Origin of the sequence: Bartonella sp. HY328 (assembly GCF_025449335.1) — a bacterium.
Lineage (GTDB): Bacteria > Pseudomonadota > Alphaproteobacteria > Rhizobiales > Rhizobiaceae > HY038.
Genome location: NZ_CP104884.1, coordinates 142,117 through 161,377, shown reverse-complemented (window position 1 = coordinate 161,377; position 19,261 = coordinate 142,117). Strand labels below are relative to the sequence as shown.

General features: G+C 38.0%; 15 protein-coding genes. 9 read left to right on the top strand and 6 right to left on the bottom strand.

The window, feature by feature from the left end; all coding sequences use genetic code 11:
• The first annotated feature begins 98 nt into the window (after positions 1-98).
• Genes N5852_RS14165 through N5852_RS14155 form a run of 3 tightly spaced genes read left to right on the top strand, consistent with a single transcriptional unit; the run spans position 99 to position 2,721 of the window.
• The gene (locus N5852_RS14165) at positions 99-998 is read left to right on the top strand and encodes an ABC transporter substrate-binding protein (protein WP_262099810.1); all 900 of its coding nucleotides are present in this window, start codon (positions 99-101) and stop codon (positions 996-998) included.
• Positions 998-1,978 (top strand): FecCD family ABC transporter permease, encoded by a 981-nt coding sequence (locus tag N5852_RS14160; protein ID WP_262100024.1) that lies wholly within the window; start codon positions 998-1,000, stop codon positions 1,976-1,978. Before N5852_RS14165 ends, N5852_RS14160 begins: the two co-directional genes overlap by 1 nt.
• The gene (locus tag N5852_RS14155) at positions 1,975-2,721 is read left to right on the top strand and encodes an ABC transporter ATP-binding protein (RefSeq protein WP_262099809.1); all 747 of its coding nucleotides are present in this window, start codon (positions 1,975-1,977) and stop codon (positions 2,719-2,721) included. Before N5852_RS14160 ends, N5852_RS14155 begins: the two co-directional genes overlap by 4 nt.
• A gap of 22 nt (positions 2,722-2,743) precedes the next feature.
• Here N5852_RS14155 and N5852_RS14150 read toward each other — a convergent pair whose 3' ends face one another.
• On the bottom strand, positions 2,744-3,523 hold the full coding sequence (locus N5852_RS14150) for an ABC transporter ATP-binding protein (protein WP_262099808.1): 780 nt from the start codon (positions 3,521-3,523) through the stop codon (positions 2,744-2,746).
• Positions 3,524-3,686: 163 nt separating this feature from the next.
• On the opposite strand from N5852_RS14150, the gene N5852_RS14145 reads away from it, so the two are divergent.
• The 6 genes from N5852_RS14145 (at position 3,687) to N5852_RS14120 (ending at position 12,062) form a co-directional block, all read left to right on the top strand.
• Positions 3,687-4,529 carry a siderophore-interacting protein gene (locus N5852_RS14145; RefSeq protein ID WP_262099807.1) on the top strand — a complete coding sequence of 281 codons (843 nt, stop codon included), beginning with the start codon at positions 3,687-3,689 and terminating at the stop codon, positions 4,527-4,529.
• A gap of 25 nt (positions 4,530-4,554) precedes the next feature.
• Positions 4,555-5,520 carry a Fe2+-enterobactin ABC transporter substrate-binding protein gene (gene fepB / locus N5852_RS14140; RefSeq protein WP_262099806.1) on the top strand — a complete coding sequence of 322 codons (966 nt, stop codon included), beginning with the start codon at positions 4,555-4,557 and terminating at the stop codon, positions 5,518-5,520.
• Positions 5,520-6,560: a FecCD family ABC transporter permease gene (locus N5852_RS14135; protein WP_262099805.1), complete on the top strand. Its 1,041-nt coding sequence runs from the start codon at positions 5,520-5,522 to the stop codon at positions 6,558-6,560. Before fepB ends, N5852_RS14135 begins: the two co-directional genes overlap by 1 nt.
• Before the next feature lie 14 nt (positions 6,561-6,574).
• Positions 6,575-7,588 carry a FecCD family ABC transporter permease gene (locus N5852_RS14130; RefSeq protein ID WP_262100023.1) on the top strand — a complete coding sequence of 338 codons (1,014 nt, stop codon included), beginning with the start codon at positions 6,575-6,577 and terminating at the stop codon, positions 7,586-7,588.
• Positions 7,589-7,701: 113 nt separating this feature from the next.
• Entirely contained in the window at positions 7,702-9,777 is a 2,076-nt protein-coding gene (locus tag N5852_RS14125; RefSeq protein WP_262099804.1) for a TonB-dependent receptor, read from the top strand.
• 200 nt (positions 9,778-9,977) lie between these two features.
• Positions 9,978-12,062, top strand: coding sequence for a TonB-dependent receptor (locus tag N5852_RS14120; protein WP_262099803.1), 2,085 nt, complete (start codon positions 9,978-9,980; stop codon positions 12,060-12,062).
• 135 nt (positions 12,063-12,197) lie between these two features.
• Here the strand turns inward: N5852_RS14120 and N5852_RS14115 are convergent, their stop codons facing one another.
• From N5852_RS14115 to N5852_RS14095, 5 genes are all read right to left on the bottom strand, one after another.
• Positions 12,198-12,980, bottom strand: coding sequence for an IclR family transcriptional regulator (locus N5852_RS14115; RefSeq protein ID WP_262099802.1), 783 nt, complete (start codon positions 12,978-12,980; stop codon positions 12,198-12,200).
• Between the two features lie 625 nt (positions 12,981-13,605).
• Complete coding sequence (locus tag N5852_RS14105) at positions 13,606-14,610, bottom strand: rhamnan synthesis F family protein (RefSeq protein WP_262099801.1); 1,005 nt, start codon at positions 14,608-14,610, stop codon at positions 13,606-13,608.
• A 586-nt stretch (positions 14,611-15,196) separates the two neighbouring features.
• Complete coding sequence (locus N5852_RS14765; protein WP_410004277.1) at positions 15,197-15,523, bottom strand: NAD-dependent epimerase/dehydratase family protein; 327 nt, start codon at positions 15,521-15,523, stop codon at positions 15,197-15,199.
• A 173-nt stretch (positions 15,524-15,696) separates the two neighbouring features.
• The gene (locus N5852_RS14100) at positions 15,697-16,722 is read right to left on the bottom strand and encodes an LLM class flavin-dependent oxidoreductase (RefSeq protein WP_262099800.1); all 1,026 of its coding nucleotides are present in this window, start codon (positions 16,720-16,722) and stop codon (positions 15,697-15,699) included.
• Between the two features lie 210 nt (positions 16,723-16,932).
• The gene (locus N5852_RS14095; protein WP_262099799.1) at positions 16,933-19,143 is read right to left on the bottom strand and encodes a TonB-dependent receptor plug domain-containing protein; all 2,211 of its coding nucleotides are present in this window, start codon (positions 19,141-19,143) and stop codon (positions 16,933-16,935) included.
• Between the last annotated feature and the right edge of the window lie 118 nt (positions 19,144-19,261).

Genomic DNA, 19,261 nt, shown 5'->3' with positions numbered 1-19,261 from the left:
CGTTTTTGCAAATCTATACCTAAACTAGAGCCAATGTTTTATATGGGCGCCTTATACGGTTGTCTTATATAAGCGCAGCTTTGATAAAAGTTAGTAAAATGGATCGTCGTACCTTTTTAATTCAGGCACTGCCATTTATATCAATGATGGGCGGTTTTGGCGCACAAGCTCAGGCAAATAGCAAAGCTATTATCCTGAGCGATGCAATGGGACGGCGTGTAAAAATAGAAAGGCCACCACAGCGTATAATCCCAATATTTGCCTCTAATGTAGAGCTTGTCGCCGCTCTTGGACTTGCCGAGCGCATAGTTGGGGTGGAAGCTTATACACGTTTCCCTCCCGAAATGCTAAAAAAGCCAATAATTGGCGGGCGTCTTGGCTTTTCGGTTGATGCAATTGTTGCGCTGCAGCCCGATCTTATCATTTTGACACCGGCACGAGGGGCTGTACATCAACTTATTGAGCCGATGACGCGGCTAAATATTCCGGTTATTGTGTTATTGGCACGGGATATTAATGAAATATTTGATAATTTACGTCTCATTGCTCGTGCAAGTTATCTTGGTAATTATGGAGAGGAGGTTGTGGCCAATTTAGAAAAGCGTCTTAGTGTTATTGCAAATATTAGGCCGCCGCAACCACCTCGCATCGTAATGATTACTGGCCTGGTCGGCAATGGCCTTGTTTTAATTGCCCGCACAGATAGTTATACAGGTGACGCAATTATCAAAGCTGGTGGTAGCCACGCCATTAACCAAACGATTATTTCTCAAATTTCCCCAGAAGCTATAATTGCAGCTAATCCTGATATTATACTTTATGCAGGCGAAAGGGATGGATTAGATAAGCTCATCGCCCATCCAGCTTGGCAATTAGCAAAGGCGGTGCGTAAAGGAAATTGTTATAATGTTTCGCGTGCAGAATTTTTAATTCTTGGCCCTCGTATTATTGATGGCATTGAAAAGCTTGCCACAGTGCTGGAAAGGTATGATCGTTGATCTCTCGCTTGATTTTTCTTTGTCTTTTGCTTTTCGGTGTCATTATTTTGGCTTTAATGAGTGGCCATTATTTTGTATCGCCCAATTATGTGCTGCATGCCTTGTTCCAACCAAATGATCTTGAAAGCCAATTATTATTGGTTTGGCGGTTGCCGCGTGTGTTGACTGCGGCATTGGTTGGCGCTTTATTGGGTTTAAGCGGAGCGATCTTCCAAGGAGTATTTCGTAATCCCCTTGCTGAACCCTATTTGCTTGGTGCATCGGGCGGTGCTGCTATTGGTGCTACAATTGCATTATTGGTTCCTCTTGGAATGCCTTCCGGTTCAGCTTTGGCATTATTTTCTTTTTTAGGAGCTCTTGGTTCAACTTGGCTGGTTTTGTTGATTGCAGGCTTAAATAGCAACAATAATGTTGCAAATCTTTTGCTGGCAGGTATCGCGCTTGCTGCCATTTTAGGCGCCGTCAGATCATTTTTAATGTTGGCTCTTTCAGATGATAGTGTCAATCTTCAAGTTGTATTAAGCTGGACACTGGGTGGCATACAAACAACCGATTTTCAGGGCGTAATATTGCTCTTTCTGCTGGTTATAATTTGTCTTGGAATAACGCAATTCTTAGCTCGTGGCCTAGATCTTCTCGGGCTGGGAGAGGAGCAAGCTTTTGCCTTTGGCTTAAACTCTCACAATTTTATTAAATATGCCATTTTGATTGCAGCAGCGGTTATTGCTATTGCGGTATCTTTTGGGGGGCTTGTTGGATTTATCGGGCTTATTTCCCCCCATATTGCAAGATGGCTTGTTGGTGTTCGTCATCACATAGTTTTGTTAGCAAGTGCGTTAATTGGCGCTATATTAGTGACCATTTGCGATGCTATGGCGCGGTCAATATTGCCGCCTGCCGAAGTTCCATTAGGGCTCATTACTGCGATAATTGGCGGGCCTTTCTTTTTACTCTTACTATCTCAAAGGCCAAAATCATGATACGGTTGGAAGCACGAAATATTGGTCTCGTGGTTGGAAAGAAAAAGCTTATTTCCGATGTTAATTTTGTTATTGAATCGCCTAAACTTGTTGGCATAATTGGACCAAATGGTGCTGGTAAATCGACGTTTCTTCGTATCATTTCGGGTTATATACAGCCAAATCAAGGCAGTGTTTTGTGGAATGATGAAGAGCTAAGCAAATGGCACGTTAAGAAACGCAGTGCTATTTGTGGCTATTGTCCGCAAAATTTTATACCAAGTTGGGATTATTCTGTTGCTGAAATAATTGCACTTGGTATGAATCTTTATCGCCTTAAAACGCAACAATTAGAACAGATAATCAATGATTATGGTTTGATTGGCCTTGAAAATAGAAGGTGGAGTGAGCTTTCTGGCGGGGAACGCGCAAGAACTATGTTTGCTGCAACATTAGCAAAACAGCCATCTTTAATTTTAGCCGATGAGCCAGGAGCATCTTTAGATATCAAACAACGCCTTGCATTAATGGTGCGACTAAAAAAATATTCCCAACACGCATTAATATTTATTGTCATACATGATCTAGATCTTGCTTTGCGATTTTGTGATCAATTAATATTACTCGATAAGGGTAAAATAGTTGCAAATGCATCAAGTGAAAATGTGTTTCATTCATCCGCCTTTAAAGCGGCCTTTCAATTAAACATACAAACGGAACGTATCAAACAAGGGTTTGATTTAGTGATTGGTTTTGATGGTTAAAATCTAAATTATTCCCAATTTTTTATTGGCCGGGGATAATAAACGGATTTCCGGAAAATGGGTCTTTTATAATAATTGCATTAAGGTCAAAAATTGTCTTAATAAGCTCATTAGTTAAAATATCACAGGGTTTTCCGCTTGAGATGATTTTACCGTTTTTCATGGCAATAATGTTGCTGGCATAGCGGCTGGCATGATTAAGATCATGTAGAACAGCAACAATGGTACGGCCTTTTTTGTTGAGCTCACCTAGCAGTTCCATGAGATCAATTTGATGGGCAATATCAAGAAATGTTGTGGGTTCGTCCAATAGCATGATGGGCGTTTCTTGTGCAAGTGCCATTGCTAACCAAACACGCTGGCACTGTCCACCTGAAAGTTGGCTTAAAGGTTTTGCAGCAAAATCTAACATTTTAACATCTGTTAAAGCTTGTAACACAGCCATTTCATCAGCGCTTGACCATTGTTTTAAAAAACCTTGATGAGGAAAACGACCACGCGCTACCAATTCCTCAACACTTATTCCCTCTGGTGGTAAGGCACGTTGTGGCAAAAAGGCTATTATTTTTGCAACTTCAGCGGTTGGGTAAGTTGAAATAGGTTTTTGATCAAGCAAAACCTCGCCGAATTTGGGAGATAATAATCGGCACAGCGTTCGTAGCAAGGTGGATTTGCCACAGCCATTTGGCCCAATAATTGCTGTAAAACTACCATTTGGAATGGCGAGTGATAAATCATTTAATATAAAATGATCAGAATATCCAACACTGAGATTTTTTGCGTTTAATCGCGAATTATTCATATTATGTCCACAGCAAAAATAAATTTATTTTATATTGCATTGTGAAACACATTCTGCAATAAAAAACATTAAAATATGACCATTATAGTCATATAATTTTCTTTGCATCAATAAAATAGCCACAAAAATTACCTTATTTTCGATATTGAAAAGGAAAATAATCATGACCAAGGATCCTTTTGCCATACTTGATGAAGCAGACCATATGGGCGGTATGGAAAAAATTGAATTGCGAATTGTCGATATGTGGCAGCCATTTGCAAATCTGGTACGGGTGAAAGGCCATATAAATCCAACGGACATAGAGATGTGGCAAAAGCCTAATATAGCGGTGCGCATTGATGTTGAAACAATAGCGGGAAAACGCCCTACATCGCGCGTTTATACTATTCGCAGTTTTGACCCAAAAACTCAAATGGTTGAAATTGATTTTGTCATTCATGATGATGGCTTAGCAATGCGTTGGCTTAAGGGCGCAAAAATTGGCAGTTCTACTTTTATGGTTGGACCAAGACCGCATTTTACTCCCGATGAAAATTGTGATTTTCCAACACTTTTCTTTGCCGATGAAACGGCAATTCCAGCAATTTATTCCATATTACAACAATGGCCGAAAGGCGCAAAAGCAAAGCTTTATATAGAATGTGGTAACGGCGCGGCGATTGACGAACTGCCCAAAATTGATGGTGTTGAGCACTTTGTTTATATTCGCAAAGAAAATGAAGTGGCAGGAAAAACCGGTTATCTTGTCAAAAGTGCGAATAGCTTTCTTGAGGCGGATAATTATCAAATTTGGGTAGCATGTGAACGCGAGGAAACACGTAAAATTCGTAAACATTTCATGAGTGTTTGCGCACTTCCAAAAGATAAAATCAAAGCAATTGGTTATTGGCGACACGGCACAAGCAGCACACAAATTGATGCCGCCCGCTTAGAATATTATACTAAAGTCGTATCGCAAGGAAACGGACTTAAAGAATTTGATGAATTTGATTTGCCAATTTAATAGATATTTTCCAAAGGATTTTTAAATGATAAAAGCTAATAAAAATGCATTGGTAATTGTCTTTTCTCTTATTTTAAGTGTGTTGTTGTCCATAAGCACTTATGCAGCTGAGCAAGATTGGCCGCGTATTATTAAGCATGAAAAAGGGCTTTTGGAATTAAAACACAAACCTTTGCGCATTATATCAACTTCACCAAGTGTGACCGGAATATTATTAGCCAATAACACCAACTTATTGGCAAGTGCCGCCACAACGCCAAGTGCTTTAACCGATGATAAAGGCTTTTTTACCCAATGGGCAAAAATTGCTGATGAGCGCGGTGTGGAAGTATTATATGGCAACTTAAATTTTGACCTTGAAGCCATTATCGGTCTGCAACCAGATTTGGTTATTGGTTCAACTGTCGGCGGCGATAGCATAATTGATTATTATGACGAGTTGGAGGCACAAGGCATTCCAACTATGCTTGTTAATTATGGCAATACAAGTTGGCAAGATCTTGCGGCAAAGCTAGCATATGCAACTGGAAATGAACAAGATGCTTTAAATGCCGCTGAAGATTTTAATATAAAAATACAAGATGCCGCCAAGAAAATAAGAGCTGATGGTCAAACTATTTCTATTATAGGCTATAATATTGGTGCTACTTTTTCCGTTAGTAAAAATAATAGCCCGCAGGCAGATATTTTAACCGGTCTTGGCTTTAAAGTGTTACCTCTACCTGATGAGTTGAAAAATAGTACCTCGCGAAGTGCCGATTTTGACTTTATTTCTCATGAAAATTTAGCGAGTGCCATTAGAGGTGATGTGGTTTTTTTATTGCGCGGCGATGATAAGGATGTATCAGCATTTTTGACTGACCCGATTTTAAGAAATCTAACAGCTGTTAAAAATCATCAGGTCTATCCGCTTGGCATTTCGTCATTTCGTATTGATTATTATTCAGGGCTAGAAATGGTCAATGAAATTTTAAAGACTTATCAAAACTGATGGCCGCATTTTTCAATACAGATCATAAAAACAGAGCTTTCCGTCATTGGAAAGCTTTAGGCCTCATTAGCCTATTGAGCTTAACTATCGCATTTTGCTTTATTGCGCTTTTTATAGGCTCAAAAGACATTTCTATGCAGCAAACTATGGCGGCGATATTTTCTCCAGATAGGAGCAATAATGACCATTTGGTTATTCTTGAACTAAGGCTGCCACGCAGCTTTATCGCCGTTTTAGCTGGTTGTGCGCTTGGTTTATCTGGAATGATCATGCAGGCATTAACCCGCAATCCGCTAGCTGATCCAGGGATTATCGGTATTAATGCGGGGGCCGGTTTCGCTGTCCTTTTTGCCGTATCAATCTTTCATATAAATTCGATTTTGCATTATATTTGGTTTGGATTTATTGGTGCTGGCTGTGCAGGTTTTTGTGTTTTGCTGTTAAGTAAACATAAGGGCCGCTTTAATAATCCTCTACACCTTATTTTATCTGGGGTTGGGGTAACAATCGGCCTATCATCGGCAAGTGGCTTATTATTGATTAATAGTTCGCCCATTATTCTAGATAAGTTCCGTCATTGGTCGGCTGGCAGTGTTGAAGGCCGCGGTTATGACGCATTGGTGATATTGCTGATTTGTGTCAGTATTGGTTTGGTCATATGCTGGTTTCTTGCCAAACAATTTAATATTGTCATGCTAGGAGACGACATTGCCCAATCATTAGGATTAAATTTAAAAAAAATTTGGCTATTGGCCTTTTTGGCAATTATTATTTTGTCTGGTAGTGCGACGGCAGCTATCGGGCCGATCAGCTTTATTGGTCTTGTTGCCCCGCATTTAGCACGCTTTCTATTTGGCTATGACTATCGCTGGCTTTTGCCAGCATCAGCTTTGCTTGCTGGTTTACTTTTGTTAATTGCTGACATTGTCGGCCGTATAATTATTGCGCCAAATGAAGTTGCGGCAGGCATTTTGGCTTTGCTTATTGGTGGGCCATTTTTTGTTTATGCTGTCATTAAGTTTCACAAAGGCCTGTCATGAAGAAAAATTTCATTTTGCGCACTGGGTCTTGGTCTCTTGTTATTTATAAGCGCAATTTTTTTGCTTGCTTGATATTAACTATTTTTTTGTTACTTATCAGCCTATCACATCTTAAAAGTGGTAGCTATTCTTTAAATTATTCTCAAATTTGGCATAGTATCATTAATTTTGGTGAAAACGAGACTGTGGATCGCATTGTATGGCGCTTACGCATGCCACGCATTATCACAGCAATTTTTGTCGGCGGCGCTTTAGGCGTTGCTGGCGCTGTTTTTCAATCCCTATCGCGCAATCCCCTTGGTTCCCCTGATATTTTAGGCTTTACGACTGGTGCTGCGACCGGCGCAATTTTACAAATTATTCTCATAAATGCAGGCCCATGGCAAACCATTTTGGCAGCCATAGCTTGCGGTCTTACCACTTCACTTATTATTTTTTTACTTGCCTATAGACGACAGCAACCCCTTTCAATTACGCGGCTTATTTTGATAGGTATTGGCGTTGGTGCAATATTATCAGGCATTAATACTATTTTGTTAGTCATGGGCGACCTTGATCAAGCTGCTAGCGCTCAGCTTTGGCTTTCTGGGTCTTTAAATATCCGGACTTTACAGCATGCTTTATTAATAGCATCGGTCTTTCTTATTATCATGCCAGTTGTTTTTAGTGTGGCTAAAAAACTTAGCCTTATGGAGCTAGGTGATGACCTTGCTAAACAATTAGGTGTAAACCTTAAACGAACACGCCTTATAGCAATTATTGCGGCAATTATCTTAACAGCAAGCGCAACAGCGGTTGCTGGCCCAATTGCATTTGTTGCTTTAGCGGCGCCACAATTAGCCAAACGCATTATTCAATCGCCTAATCTTGTATTGCTGGCAAGTGCATTAATGGGGGCGATTTTAGTTGCTGGCGCCGATCTTTTAACTTTACGCTTAGCGTTAAACTTTAAATTACCAATAGGTTTGGTTACTGGCCTTTTGGGGGCAACCTATCTTATCTGGCTATTAAAATATCAATCGCGTTAAACTAGTATTTAGTCCTTGATATTTCGCAATGAAATATGAATTTCATATTGCGGAATAATTATAAATCCAATAGATTTAACTTGATTTTATTTGTCATATTTATGGAGAGGGCCATGAAATATAAATTACTTAAGGGGGGTAACCTTGGCTGCGCCATTGTTGCGCTTTTATCAACAAGTCACATATCGGCTTTTGCGCAAGACACGGTCAGCGTTGATAGTAATTCAACAACGCTTGATGCAATCATTATCACTGGTGAAAAAATAGATCGCGATATACGTAATACCGCATCATCAGTAAGTGTTATCACCGCAAAAGATATTTGGAAATCTGGCTTTAACAAAGATAGCATTCACGACAGCATAGATGGCCTTGCAAATGTGATAACGACAGATACAGTTGCAGCACCGATTATACGTGGTCAAGACTCGCAAGGTCCCAATGTTGGCGGCAATGCCTTTTTTGGTGGAACCATACCACGCGCCTCCATGAACATTGATGGTCACTATGCTAATTATCATGAATTAACTTCTGGTAGCATGGGGATATGGGATGTTGAAAGCGTTGAAGTCTTTAAGGGGCCGCAAACGACCTCACAAGGTGCAAATGCTATTGGTGGGGCAATTATTGTTAATACCAAAGACCCAACCTTTAACCGAGAAGCTGCCTATCAAAGTCTAATTGGTAATTATAGTCAACAGCATACATCTCTTATGGCCTCTGGGCCGATTTATAAAAACGAATTGGCGGGCCGTATTGCCTTGGATTATTCTAGGCGCGATACGTTTATTGATTATGTCAACCCACTGTTTTTGACCGAAGGAACCAACCAAAATTTCCGCTATTTCAATGGGCGCGGCAAATTATTATGGCAACCGGCTGAATTGCCGGGCTTGGATGTTAAACTTACCTATTCACGGATTCAAAGCAATAGACCGGCTCAAGAAGCCGCATCAGAGCCATTTTTTGAACTAAAACACCGCACGAATATGATGCCGTCCAGTCAACAAAATTCTGATACTGCAATTATTGATATTCGCTATGAATTTGAAAACGGAATAACATTACTTAATAAAGTTCAATATTCTCATTTTAATGTCGAAAGAAATACCGGCATATATACAAATGGTTATGTTGATGTTACGCAAAACAATACGTCTAATGAAAGCAGACTATTATTTGGCCAACAAGATGATAAAGTGAGTGGATTGGTTGGTTTATTTTATAATTATGTTACGTCTGATGAGTTTATGTCGCTTGCAGGTGATACAGTTTTTGACGATAAAAAGCGAAATTTAGGAGTTTTTGGCGAAGTAAGATATAGGCTAACCGACCGCTGGACGATTGAAGGCGGATTGCGCTATCAAAATGATCTCGTTAACCGAAAAGGCAGATCCGTTTTTGCCGCACTTCCCCTTGATTATGAAGAAACATTTTCGGCTCTTTTGCCAAAAATATCTTTGGCTTACGCACTCAGGGATGATTGGATTGTAGGCGCTGTAATAAGCCGAGGTTACAATCCTGGTGGTGTTGCACTTAATATGACTTCTCGTCAGTGGCTAGCATTTAAGCAAGAAAAAGTCTGGAATTATGAGCTTTTTTCGCGCCTTGCATTGTTAGATAACCGTTTAAGTTTAAACAGTAATATTTTTTATATGGATTTTAAAGACAATCAATATAATATTCCTGTTGTTATATCCCCGGGACTTGAACAAAGCTATACAATCAATGCCGAAAAGACCCATTCCTATGGTTTAGAATTGGGATTAGATTATATCATCTTAGATAATCTTCAATTAAAAACCAGTGCCGGCATATTAAAAACGCGGATTGATAAAATATCAAGCAATATTGCCTATGAAGGAAACGAGTTTGCTAAATCACCCGGTTTTATGCTTAGTGCAGGGTTGAATTGGCAAGCGACAGAAAAACTTAATCTTGGTGCCGATATTCGCCATGTTGATAAATATTATTCAGACATAGCCAATACGCCGGCCTATTCGATCAACGCCTATACGCTTTCAAATTTCAAAATCAATTATGACATTAATCAAGCTTTACAGGTTTTTGGTTATGTCAATAATGTTTTTAATGAACGAACCCCCACATATTTGCGAAATAATCGAGGAACAGAGGCGAGTATGACAATGCCAAGAAATTATGGGATAGGTATTAGAGGCACATTTTAATCGCGCCGATTTAAATTCAATAAATGATTAAAAATAACTTTTTTTAATCATTTATTTTAATCCTTAAGCTTTTTTTTCAAAATGTCGCCTATATATCACTGATAAAAAATTTCATAATACAATATCAATTTCATATTGCGAAACGCTTTCAAAAAGAATAGGGATAATTTGACTTAAATTATCATATTTATGGAGAGGGCATGAAAAACAGGTTTAAAAGAAGTTGTATCACAAGCACTGCAGCAATTGCCTTGCTCGCTACAAATGTTATATCGGTTTTTGCGCAAGACACGGCTAGCGTTGATAGCAATTCAACAACGCTTGAAGCAATCGTCATCACCGGTGAAAAAATAGATCGCGATATTCGCAATACCGCTTCATCGGTAAGCGTTATCACCGCAAAAGATATTTGGAATAATAAATTCAGCGATCAATCTGTTCACGATGTGATAAATGGCCTGCCCAATGTCCTTTATACCGACTCTGTCTCGGCGCCGATCATACGCGGTCAAGATACGCAAGGGCCCAATACACGTGCCGATGTTTTCTGGGGTGGCACAGTACCACGCGCGTCAACCAATATTGACGGTCACTATGCCAATTATTATGAATTGTTTTTTGGTTCTTCTGGGCTTTGGGACGTAAGCAGTATTGAAGTTTTTAAAGGCCCGCAGACGACATCGCAAGGTGCGAATGCAATTGCCGGTGCTGTTGTTATCAATACCAAAGACCCAACCTTTACAAAAGAAGCAGCCTATCAAGCAGAAATAGGCAATTATGGCCAAAGGCGCACTTCATTTATGGTATCAGGGCCAATTTATAAAAATGAATTGGCAGGGCGCATAGCAATTGACTATTCACGCCGTGACACATTTATTGATTATAATAATCCCAATTTTTTAAGTCGTGATGTTAATTTAGATTTTCGATATTTTAATGGCCGCGCTAAGTTATTATGGCAGCCGGCAGAAATACCCGGATTGGAAGCAAAGTTAACCTATTCACGAACCAATAATAATCAGCCAACTCAAGAAATGGCATCAGTCCCTTATGATGATTTGAAGTATAACTTCAACATGATGCCGGGATGGAAACAAAAGACAGATACAGGAATTTTTGACGTAAGTTATGAGTTCGAAAATGGTATGAAATTATATAATACTGTTCAATATTCGCACTTTAACGTATTACGCCGTACGGGTGTTCCCATCAGGGGGGACGCAGATATTACACAAAATAATATTTCCAATGAAAGCCGTCTTACCTTTGGCAATGAAGATGACGTATTAAGCGGTGTCGCTGGTGTGTTTTTTAATCAAGTAAAATCTGACGATTTTCTATTGTTTGTTGGTACAACTCAGTTTGACGATAAAAAGCGCAATTTTGGTATTTTTGGTGAAACAAGCTATAAATTAACCGACCAATGGACATTAACTGGTGGCTTACGCTATCAACATGACCAAGTGACACGAATTGGTCGCTCGTCCCTTACGCCAAATCCACTTAATTATGATGAAACATTTTCAGCATTTTTGCCTAAAGTCTCACTCGCTTATGCAATTAATCCCGATTGGACTGTGGGTGCCTTGATTAACCGCGGTTATAATCCTGGCGGTGTATCGCTTAATTTAAATTCACGCCAATGGATGAGCTTTGAGCCTGAAAAAGTGTGGAATTATGAATTATTTACGCGTGTTGCTTTATTGGAAAATCGCTTAACTTTAAACAGCAATATTTTCTATATGGATTTCAAAAATAATCAGTATAATATTCCAGTCGTTATTTCACCAGGGGTTGCCCAATCCTATACAATTAACGCAGAAAAAGCTCATTCTTATGGATTAGAGCTTGGCTTTGATTATGCCATATTGGATAATTTGCAACTAAGGGCAGGGGCAGGACTTTTACGCACCGAAATTGATGAAATATCTAGTAACGTTGCTTATCAAGGAAATGAATTTGCAAAATCTCCAGGTTATATGCTCAATGCTGGTTTTAGCTGGGATATCACAGAAAAATTCAAGTTTTCCGGCGATGTGCGCCATTTAGATAAATATTATTCTGATGTGGCTAATACACCAAGTTATGTCATTGATGCATATACTATTTCTGATTTACGCATGAGTTATAATTTCAATGATGCTATTGAAATTTACGGATTTGTAAATAATCTTTTTGACGAACGCGTTGCAACCTATAAGGCTGCCAATAGTAGTTTAAATAGTATCGATGCAAGTGTTACCATGCCACGTAATTACGGTATTGGCATAAGAGGCACGTTTTAAATCGTGATGCTTGACCTAAAGGCTACTCTTTAACTGAGGGTAGCCTTCATTTTTAAAATCACAACAACTCGAGAAAGCAAAAATTATCATTAAATTGTATAAGCTGGCTAAGCTTAAATGTAATAAGAGCCTAGTTTAATAACCGTTTGTTTGCAGATTTACGTCTATTGCTTCATGATATAAAAGTCGACGCTTATCCGCATCAACAATTTTTCCAAGGTCTGCAACAGTTGTCATAACGCAAATAATTTCGCCCTGTGCGTCAAAAACTGGTGCAGCTTGGCCTGTTACACCACTTAAAAGATGATTGCTCAATTCCATCCAGCGATCTTTTTTAATTTGTTGCAAAAGATTATCATCTGGCTTTTTACCTCGAAAATGGGCAGGTTGCACTTTACGAACTTGATCTATTTTTTCTTTAGAAAGATAAGACTGAAAAACAAGCCCACAAGCTGTATTGTCAAGGGGTAAAACATCGCCAAGCGCAAGTGAGCTAACCGAAAAATAAGCACTTCGATACCAACGAACCAGAGTGGGACCACGATCTGTCCAAATGGCGACACCGCCACTCATTGCCGCTGTATCGGTTAATTTTTTCATGTGGCTTGCAGCAATTTCAATACCGTCCACCTGCTTTAATGCACTAATACCAATTGCTAATGCAGTAGGACCAAGGCTGTAATGACCACTAATGGGATCTTGTTTAGCAAGTCCTTCTTTAATAAGGCTTTGTAAATAGCGATGAGCTTTAGACCCGCTTGTTGCGGCTCGTTTTGCAACTTCGCCCAAAGCAAGAGCGCTTTCTGCATTTGAAAGTACATTTAAAAAATGCGTAGCAATTGAAACAGATTGAATTGTGTTTGAACGCTTTGCAATGCCGCTGTTTTGCTCATCTAATTGAAAGCTCTCATCGTCCAAATTACTTTCCTTTTTATAAAGTTGATTTGCTCTTTTTGCAAAGTTTAATTAACGTTCTTGATCAATTTTGTGCATTGCGATCATATATCATTAATTACACTAATTCCAAATTTATTTTGAAACTATTGAATTTGCTTTTAGTTAGGCTGGAACCCTTTGATTTGAACGAAATGATACGAGAAAATTAATAGATCTTGACCCTAACCAGGTTCCTAAAACTTTATAATTTGCGGGTTTGTGCTAAATAACCCAAATTTTAGCATCACAAATAATTATATGAAGTTATATCGTTAAAATTATTATATTTGATAAATATGATGTGTAAATAAAAGGATTACACAATGGTAGATTTTGTAGCTTTTGTCGCACCAACATCTTTGGAATAGAAAAATTTGAATCCAGCCAAACGAAATAGGCATGGTTTTAATGATACCCCAAAACAGCACTTTCACCTTTACTTGAAAAAGAGTGAATGGCTTTATAACCATCATCCAACCCGGTACTCGATTAAAAATATCATCAAATTAAATGAATAATTATACTTTACTGTTAAATAAGCCAATCTAAAAAATAAGATGTGCTTATTTTTCATTAAATATCACCTATAGAAATTTACTATAATGATTTAACTATCCATTTTTTGAGGAAAACGTGATTTATAATGCTCATTAATCAAAATCTGTTCGTTCTTTGGTAAATAATTATCCAAATTACTATAATCTACACCATCTATAATTTTAAAGGCAATTTGCGATTTAACAAATGGAAAGCCAATATCAATTAATTCTTTCCAATGCCAAATGGTAGGGTTACGTGCAAAATCCCTATCGTCTTTGTAAATATGTCCGCAATTTAGATTTTTTCGATTGAATAAATTATGTAACTCTATTTCAACCGAATAAATAAGATCTTGTTTGTCTTTATAGTATGGAATACTTTTTAATATAGAAAGAGCATCGTTTTCAATCGCTTTTCTTTTTATCGAAAAGAAGAAGCTCTGATAATGTTTTTTTATTTCATTATTTTCTGTTAAAAATGATATGTCTAAGTCATTTTTTTCAATAATTTTTTTTTGATTTTTAATGGAATTGTTTTTTTCAACGATAAAAATACTATCATTTGTAAAAGTTAAAGTGTTAGCACGCTCGAGATTGCCAATAATTGATAAGGCATCTTTCCAAGCTCCAAAATCAAAACCGATATTTTCTCTTAGTATAATTGCTTTTGCTGCATTGTCAGAAACAGTATTTATTTTATCAAAATTATCTGAATTGATAATCACAACAACTTCATATTCTGCATCTGAGTAAGCTTGAATATGTTTATGCTGTAAATCGGTAATAGTTCCATCTCTGCTATATGCAACATAGAATAGTATATCTGAACTAAAAGGTATATTATCAAGTTTAATAACTTTAGAATTTACAGCTTTGTTAATTGTTTTGTCTTTGATATCAAATGTTTTTTCAAAAAGATATTTATACTTTTTTCTTACGCAACCGTTTTTTTTATAGACAATAAACTTGAAAATATTTCTAACTTCTAATTTGTTAGAAGTTTTCTTAAATATGATGTTTTTAAAGAAATCACGCAATTCTTTTGATTTATTAAATAATATGAAATTATACATTTTTTTAAATCGTAGCCTTAAGGACCGAGCTGAGGTTAGAATAATATACCTTATATTAATGGTTGTAGCAAACTCCACGATAATATCATTTTTGGCTGTAATTCCCCGTCTTAAGCTTTTTTTATCAATATTAACTCCAACTAAATCGTATAAGAATTGATTTTTTTAGCCTAAATAGGTTCGTTTCAATGTTTTCTTGTAAAATAACAAGTTTCTTTGTTTGAAAGCAGATTATCTTCTTTATAGACTTCAATTATACCTTTTAATTTGCTACAATTTCCCAAATATTTTATAAAATATTTTTCGCACTATGCGTAGGTTTTAAAAAATAATTTTTAATTTCTTTACCAGTCGATCTTATCTTCAATATGATTGTCTACATTATTGAGCATTCCGCCGCTAGAACCCACATACTTATAATTATTTATTAGACGAAAAATATCTTCTCTTTTGGGGTAGGGTCATCTTGAGTTTGAGTATATAAAATTACAAAAACCCGTCTTTTTATCAGAATCTTGTTTGAAATAATCTCTATCGCGGATGTAAATAGCCGTGGCATCCAATACTATAGGATAGTAAGGATTTCCTATTTAGCAATCACAAAAATGCATCCTGTCAAAACCAATTTCACCATCAAATTTTGCAACTTACAAATTAAAACAACAAAGGCTTTGATAGAAATTTCTCGTTTCGTACCGACATTAACATGTTGCGATTGCGAGAAATTTTTTAGCAAAAAAATGCAAGCAGCAGCACAATCATCCACATGCATAAATTCACATGAAGGATTTTCACTTCCCCAAAAAACAATTTTTTTGGCTCCATAGACCTTACGTATTATTGCCGGCATAATATGGCTGGACAAAGCATCATAATTATCACCAAAACCATAAGGGTTGTTGGCATTGCTGATATAAAATCAAAACCGTATTGTTGACATATTGCTTGGATAATTTAATTTTTCGCAATGTTAGCAATTGCATACCACTTTTGTGTAGGGTCTAATCGGCCTGTTAGTAAAGATGCTTTGCAACGAGCCACTATGGCTCCCTAAAATAGGCAACCATAGTCGCAAGTTTTGAGATTTTATCTCCAGCCCAATTCTGGGGCAATTTTCGTTAAAATATTTTCTATTATTTTAAGGTTGAATTCAATTCCAATAGTGTTTTCGACTGGAATAAAAATTGTATCAGCCTCTTTTACAGCTGCATCGCATTTAAGGTTAGCAATAATATCCTTGGGGCTGCCGCAATAAATGCTTTGAAATACATCACGTGCCTTCGCATTATTAGGCCATAATTGGTTAAGGTCATTATTAACTTGCACTAACCATTCTTCGTCTTTCTTGTCGCAAAGAGGTATAATTTCGCGAATAATGGCAGCACGCGGTGCATAATCATGGCCAGCTTTTTCCCAAGCTTTTTTATGGGCATTTAAATATTCTACCTGTTGTGAAAATTCATATTGACCATTTTCTGGATTACGATGGGTCGCACATTGCAAATGCATTCCATGCTCGGCTGCCCAAATAGCCGATTCCATCGTGCCAGATCCCCACCATATACGTTGGCGCAGCGTATCACTATAGGGTTCAAGGCGTGCAATGCGCCGTTTTTCACCAGCATCTTTAAATGAATATTCAAGTTCAAAAGTTCGTTCGCCGCGTAATTGATCTAGAAATGATAAGGCTCGTTGATGGGTGAGTTCGCGTGCTGTTAATTCCTTATTGCTGCTTGGAGCAAAAAAATCACCGCCATTAATAGAGGCAAAAGGTGCACCGCGGCCAATGCCAAATTGTAGCCTTTGATTGCAAATCATATCGGCGGTCGTAGCATTTTCCAACATGGAAAGTGGGTGTTCATAGCGTAAATCGACAACACTTGTACCAATTTCAATGTGTTTGGTCCTAGCACCTAGAGCTGCCAATAGCGGATAAGGGGCGCTAAATTGTTCGGTGAAATGATGAACGCGAAAATAGGCACCATCAGCTCCCATTTCTTCGGCTTTGACTGCCATTTCAATAGCTTGCATATAGGATTGTTGAGCCGTCAATGTTTTAGAAAGCTCATGCTGTTTCCAGCGTCCAAAAGAAAGAAAAGCAATTTTTTTCATTAGTATTTTTCCTTTTAAAAAGCTTTCTGCAAGTTAAGTGCCATAAAATAATTAGTCTTATCATTAAATCGAGAACGCAATGATTGGCGCATCCAAACAAGAAAATTAAATGCTAATTTGTTTGCGAAGTGCATTTGGATTTCTCAAAAACAACCACTACTCGATAGCTTTTAGACTTGCAGAAGGTAAATGACGTAAATCTGTGAAAAACTAAAATGTGAAACGGCCACTTAAAAAGAAGGTACGACCAGCTTCAGGAAAGCCCGCTTCAATTTCGTAATTCTCATCGCTGATATTTCTTATTCCACCCAAAAGGCTAGTATGGTCATTGAAGTTATATTCAGCTGAAATATTTCCAATTACATAGCCATCGGCTTTGCGATAAATATTTTGAATTGTGCTGCGTGAATAACGCCAAGATGCTATTTCAAGACTTGGCATAATAGAAAGCTTATCCATTGGCAGCCACTTTCCATAAATAAAAGCTTGATGATGTGGCTTACCGGTCACTAAAGTTTGGTTTTCATTTGGCGATTTTATTTTACCCTTAAGATAGCTATAATTGCCGCCTAGCATTAAAGTTTCAGTAATCTGCCATTCTGCCTTTAACTCTACACCATAATATTTGGCTGTGCCCACATTACGGCTTTGCGCTAATTCACGTCCCTCACTATTGATTATGCCAAGATAGACAGAATCTATCATGTCATCAATATCATTATAAAAAACAGCACTGCTGAGCTCAAGATTTGGCGTTATAAAGTCAGACCAACCAATTTCATAATTTGTAGCTCGCTCTGCTTTAACAAAAGGATTGGGTACTGCTGTACCAAAACGACTAGAAAACCGCTCTTTTATGGTTGGAAAACGCGTGCGATTTGAAACACTAGCATGCCATTCTGCCGTTACAGTAGGACGGTAAATTGCTGCCAATTGCCAATTGACTGCACCGTCATGGGACAATTGAAAATGACCAATATCTCTTGTACCTTTGATAAGATATTCAGCGTTTTTCAAGTCCCGATAATCATAGCTTATGCCACCAATAAAATCGATCTGGTCTGTTGCATGGAAGGTATTTTCAAGCGCAACAGAAAAAATATTTTCGTCTTGCCCTGTTACAGGATCTTTAATTGACGTTGGTTTTGAAGGCTGGTTTATATTATGCTCTTGATGCTCATCTCGGCGGAAATGGAACGCACCTTTAAGATCATTGCGCTCTAAAATCTTGGTGCCTAGTTCGGTACTCATACCATAACTTTTATCATGATAGCTTGAACGAAAAGCTTTATTTTTCAATTGGCTGTTAAAATGGTAATCGTCGTAACTTGCTATAGTATTGTCAAATTGAGCATAAAAAAATCGCGTATTAATATAACTATCATTACCAAATTCTGTATGACTAGAAAAAGCGGTTGTTTCAACATCCCATTTTGGCCAATTCCAATTCACCTGATAGCCAAGTCCCTTAGGTGGCTTGGTGGTTAATCCATCGACCGGTGCCAAAATAGAATAAGGCGAATCTTTGCGTCCTTCTTGCTTTGTATAATTGATTGAATATTCGTCAGTTGCATTAGGGGTAAAGCCTATTTTAAAGTTACCACGCCAGTCGCGCGCTGAAGAAAAATCACGCCTTCCACCGTTTTCAATGATACTATTACCAATTACAACAGGATCAAAATGGCGAGAAAGGAAAAAACCATCGCTATCGCGGTAAACGCCGCTGGCCTGTAGATAGTAGCTATCTTGCTTGGTGCCGATATATCCGTAGGTCGTATAATTGGCAACTCCGCCTTTATTACCAAACTCTACAGTTGGGCGCACTTCTATTTCCAAAGCTTTTTCTGGTTTGCGTGTTACAAGATTAACTGCACCACCCATTCCTCCGGGGCCATTTAATACTGATACATAACCTTTTTGCACCTGAATTTGTGATAAATCGGGCGTTAAAAAGCGATTAATATCAAGTCCATTATCATAGGGGAGGTAAACCTGCACACCGTCAACCATGAGCGGTGCTTGGTTCATGTCAAAACCACGAATGTAAAATCGGCTTTCGTTGCGCCGTCCACCAGAATTGTGAACAATAACACCAGGCGTTACCTTTAATGCATCTCCTAGCGTATTGCGATTATAGACACGTATTTCTTCAGAAGTAACCGTACTTTCAGAAATTGAAAGCCCACTGGTTTGCGCGTTGTTGCTCTCACCAAAGACAGTAATTGTGCCAAGTGTATAAATACCAGCATTGCTGTCATCAGCAACATGTTGTTTTTGGTTTACTGTCGATATTGGTTGATCATTTTGCAATGCATTGTCATCTGGTGCCGCTATTGCTATTTTTGTTAAACCAAAAATCGAGACAGCCGTCAGAAGCAAAGCTTTGACAGGCCTATAAAGTTTTTTCTGTTGAATTATCATTTCCAAGACCCCTCCAGGAAAAATACTATTAAGTGCACTATTCAGCTAAAAAAGGTCGCAAAAATCCATCCTTTGCCCAGACCAAATCCGCATGGCAAAAGTTTTAAATTTTATAATA

Bases quoted from the DNA above. Each gene is read 5' to 3' on its own strand.
- N5852_RS14145 (WP_262099807.1), top strand. From the start codon at position 3,687: ATGACCAAGGATCCTTTTGCCATACTTGATGAAGCAGACCATATGGGC.
- N5852_RS14165 (WP_262099810.1), top strand. From the start codon at position 99: ATGGATCGTCGTACCTTTTTAATTCAGGCACTGCCATTTATATCAATG.
- N5852_RS14125 (WP_262099804.1), top strand. From the start codon at position 7,702: ATGAAATATAAATTACTTAAGGGGGGTAACCTTGGCTGCGCCATTGTT.
- N5852_RS14120 (WP_262099803.1), top strand. From the start codon at position 9,978: ATGAAAAACAGGTTTAAAAGAAGTTGTATCACAAGCACTGCAGCAATT.
- N5852_RS14135 (WP_262099805.1), top strand. From the start codon at position 5,520: ATGGCCGCATTTTTCAATACAGATCATAAAAACAGAGCTTTCCGTCAT.
- N5852_RS14095 (WP_262099799.1), bottom strand. From the start codon at position 19,143: ATGATAATTCAACAGAAAAAACTTTATAGGCCTGTCAAAGCTTTGCTT.
- N5852_RS14150 (WP_262099808.1), bottom strand. From the start codon at position 3,523: ATGAATAATTCGCGATTAAACGCAAAAAATCTCAGTGTTGGATATTCT.
- N5852_RS14105 (WP_262099801.1), bottom strand. From the start codon at position 14,610: ATGTATAATTTCATATTATTTAATAAATCAAAAGAATTGCGTGATTTC.
- N5852_RS14100 (WP_262099800.1), bottom strand. From the start codon at position 16,722: ATGAAAAAAATTGCTTTTCTTTCTTTTGGACGCTGGAAACAGCATGAG.
- N5852_RS14155 (WP_262099809.1), top strand. From the start codon at position 1,975: ATGATACGGTTGGAAGCACGAAATATTGGTCTCGTGGTTGGAAAGAAA.
- fepB (WP_262099806.1), top strand. From the start codon at position 4,555: ATGATAAAAGCTAATAAAAATGCATTGGTAATTGTCTTTTCTCTTATT.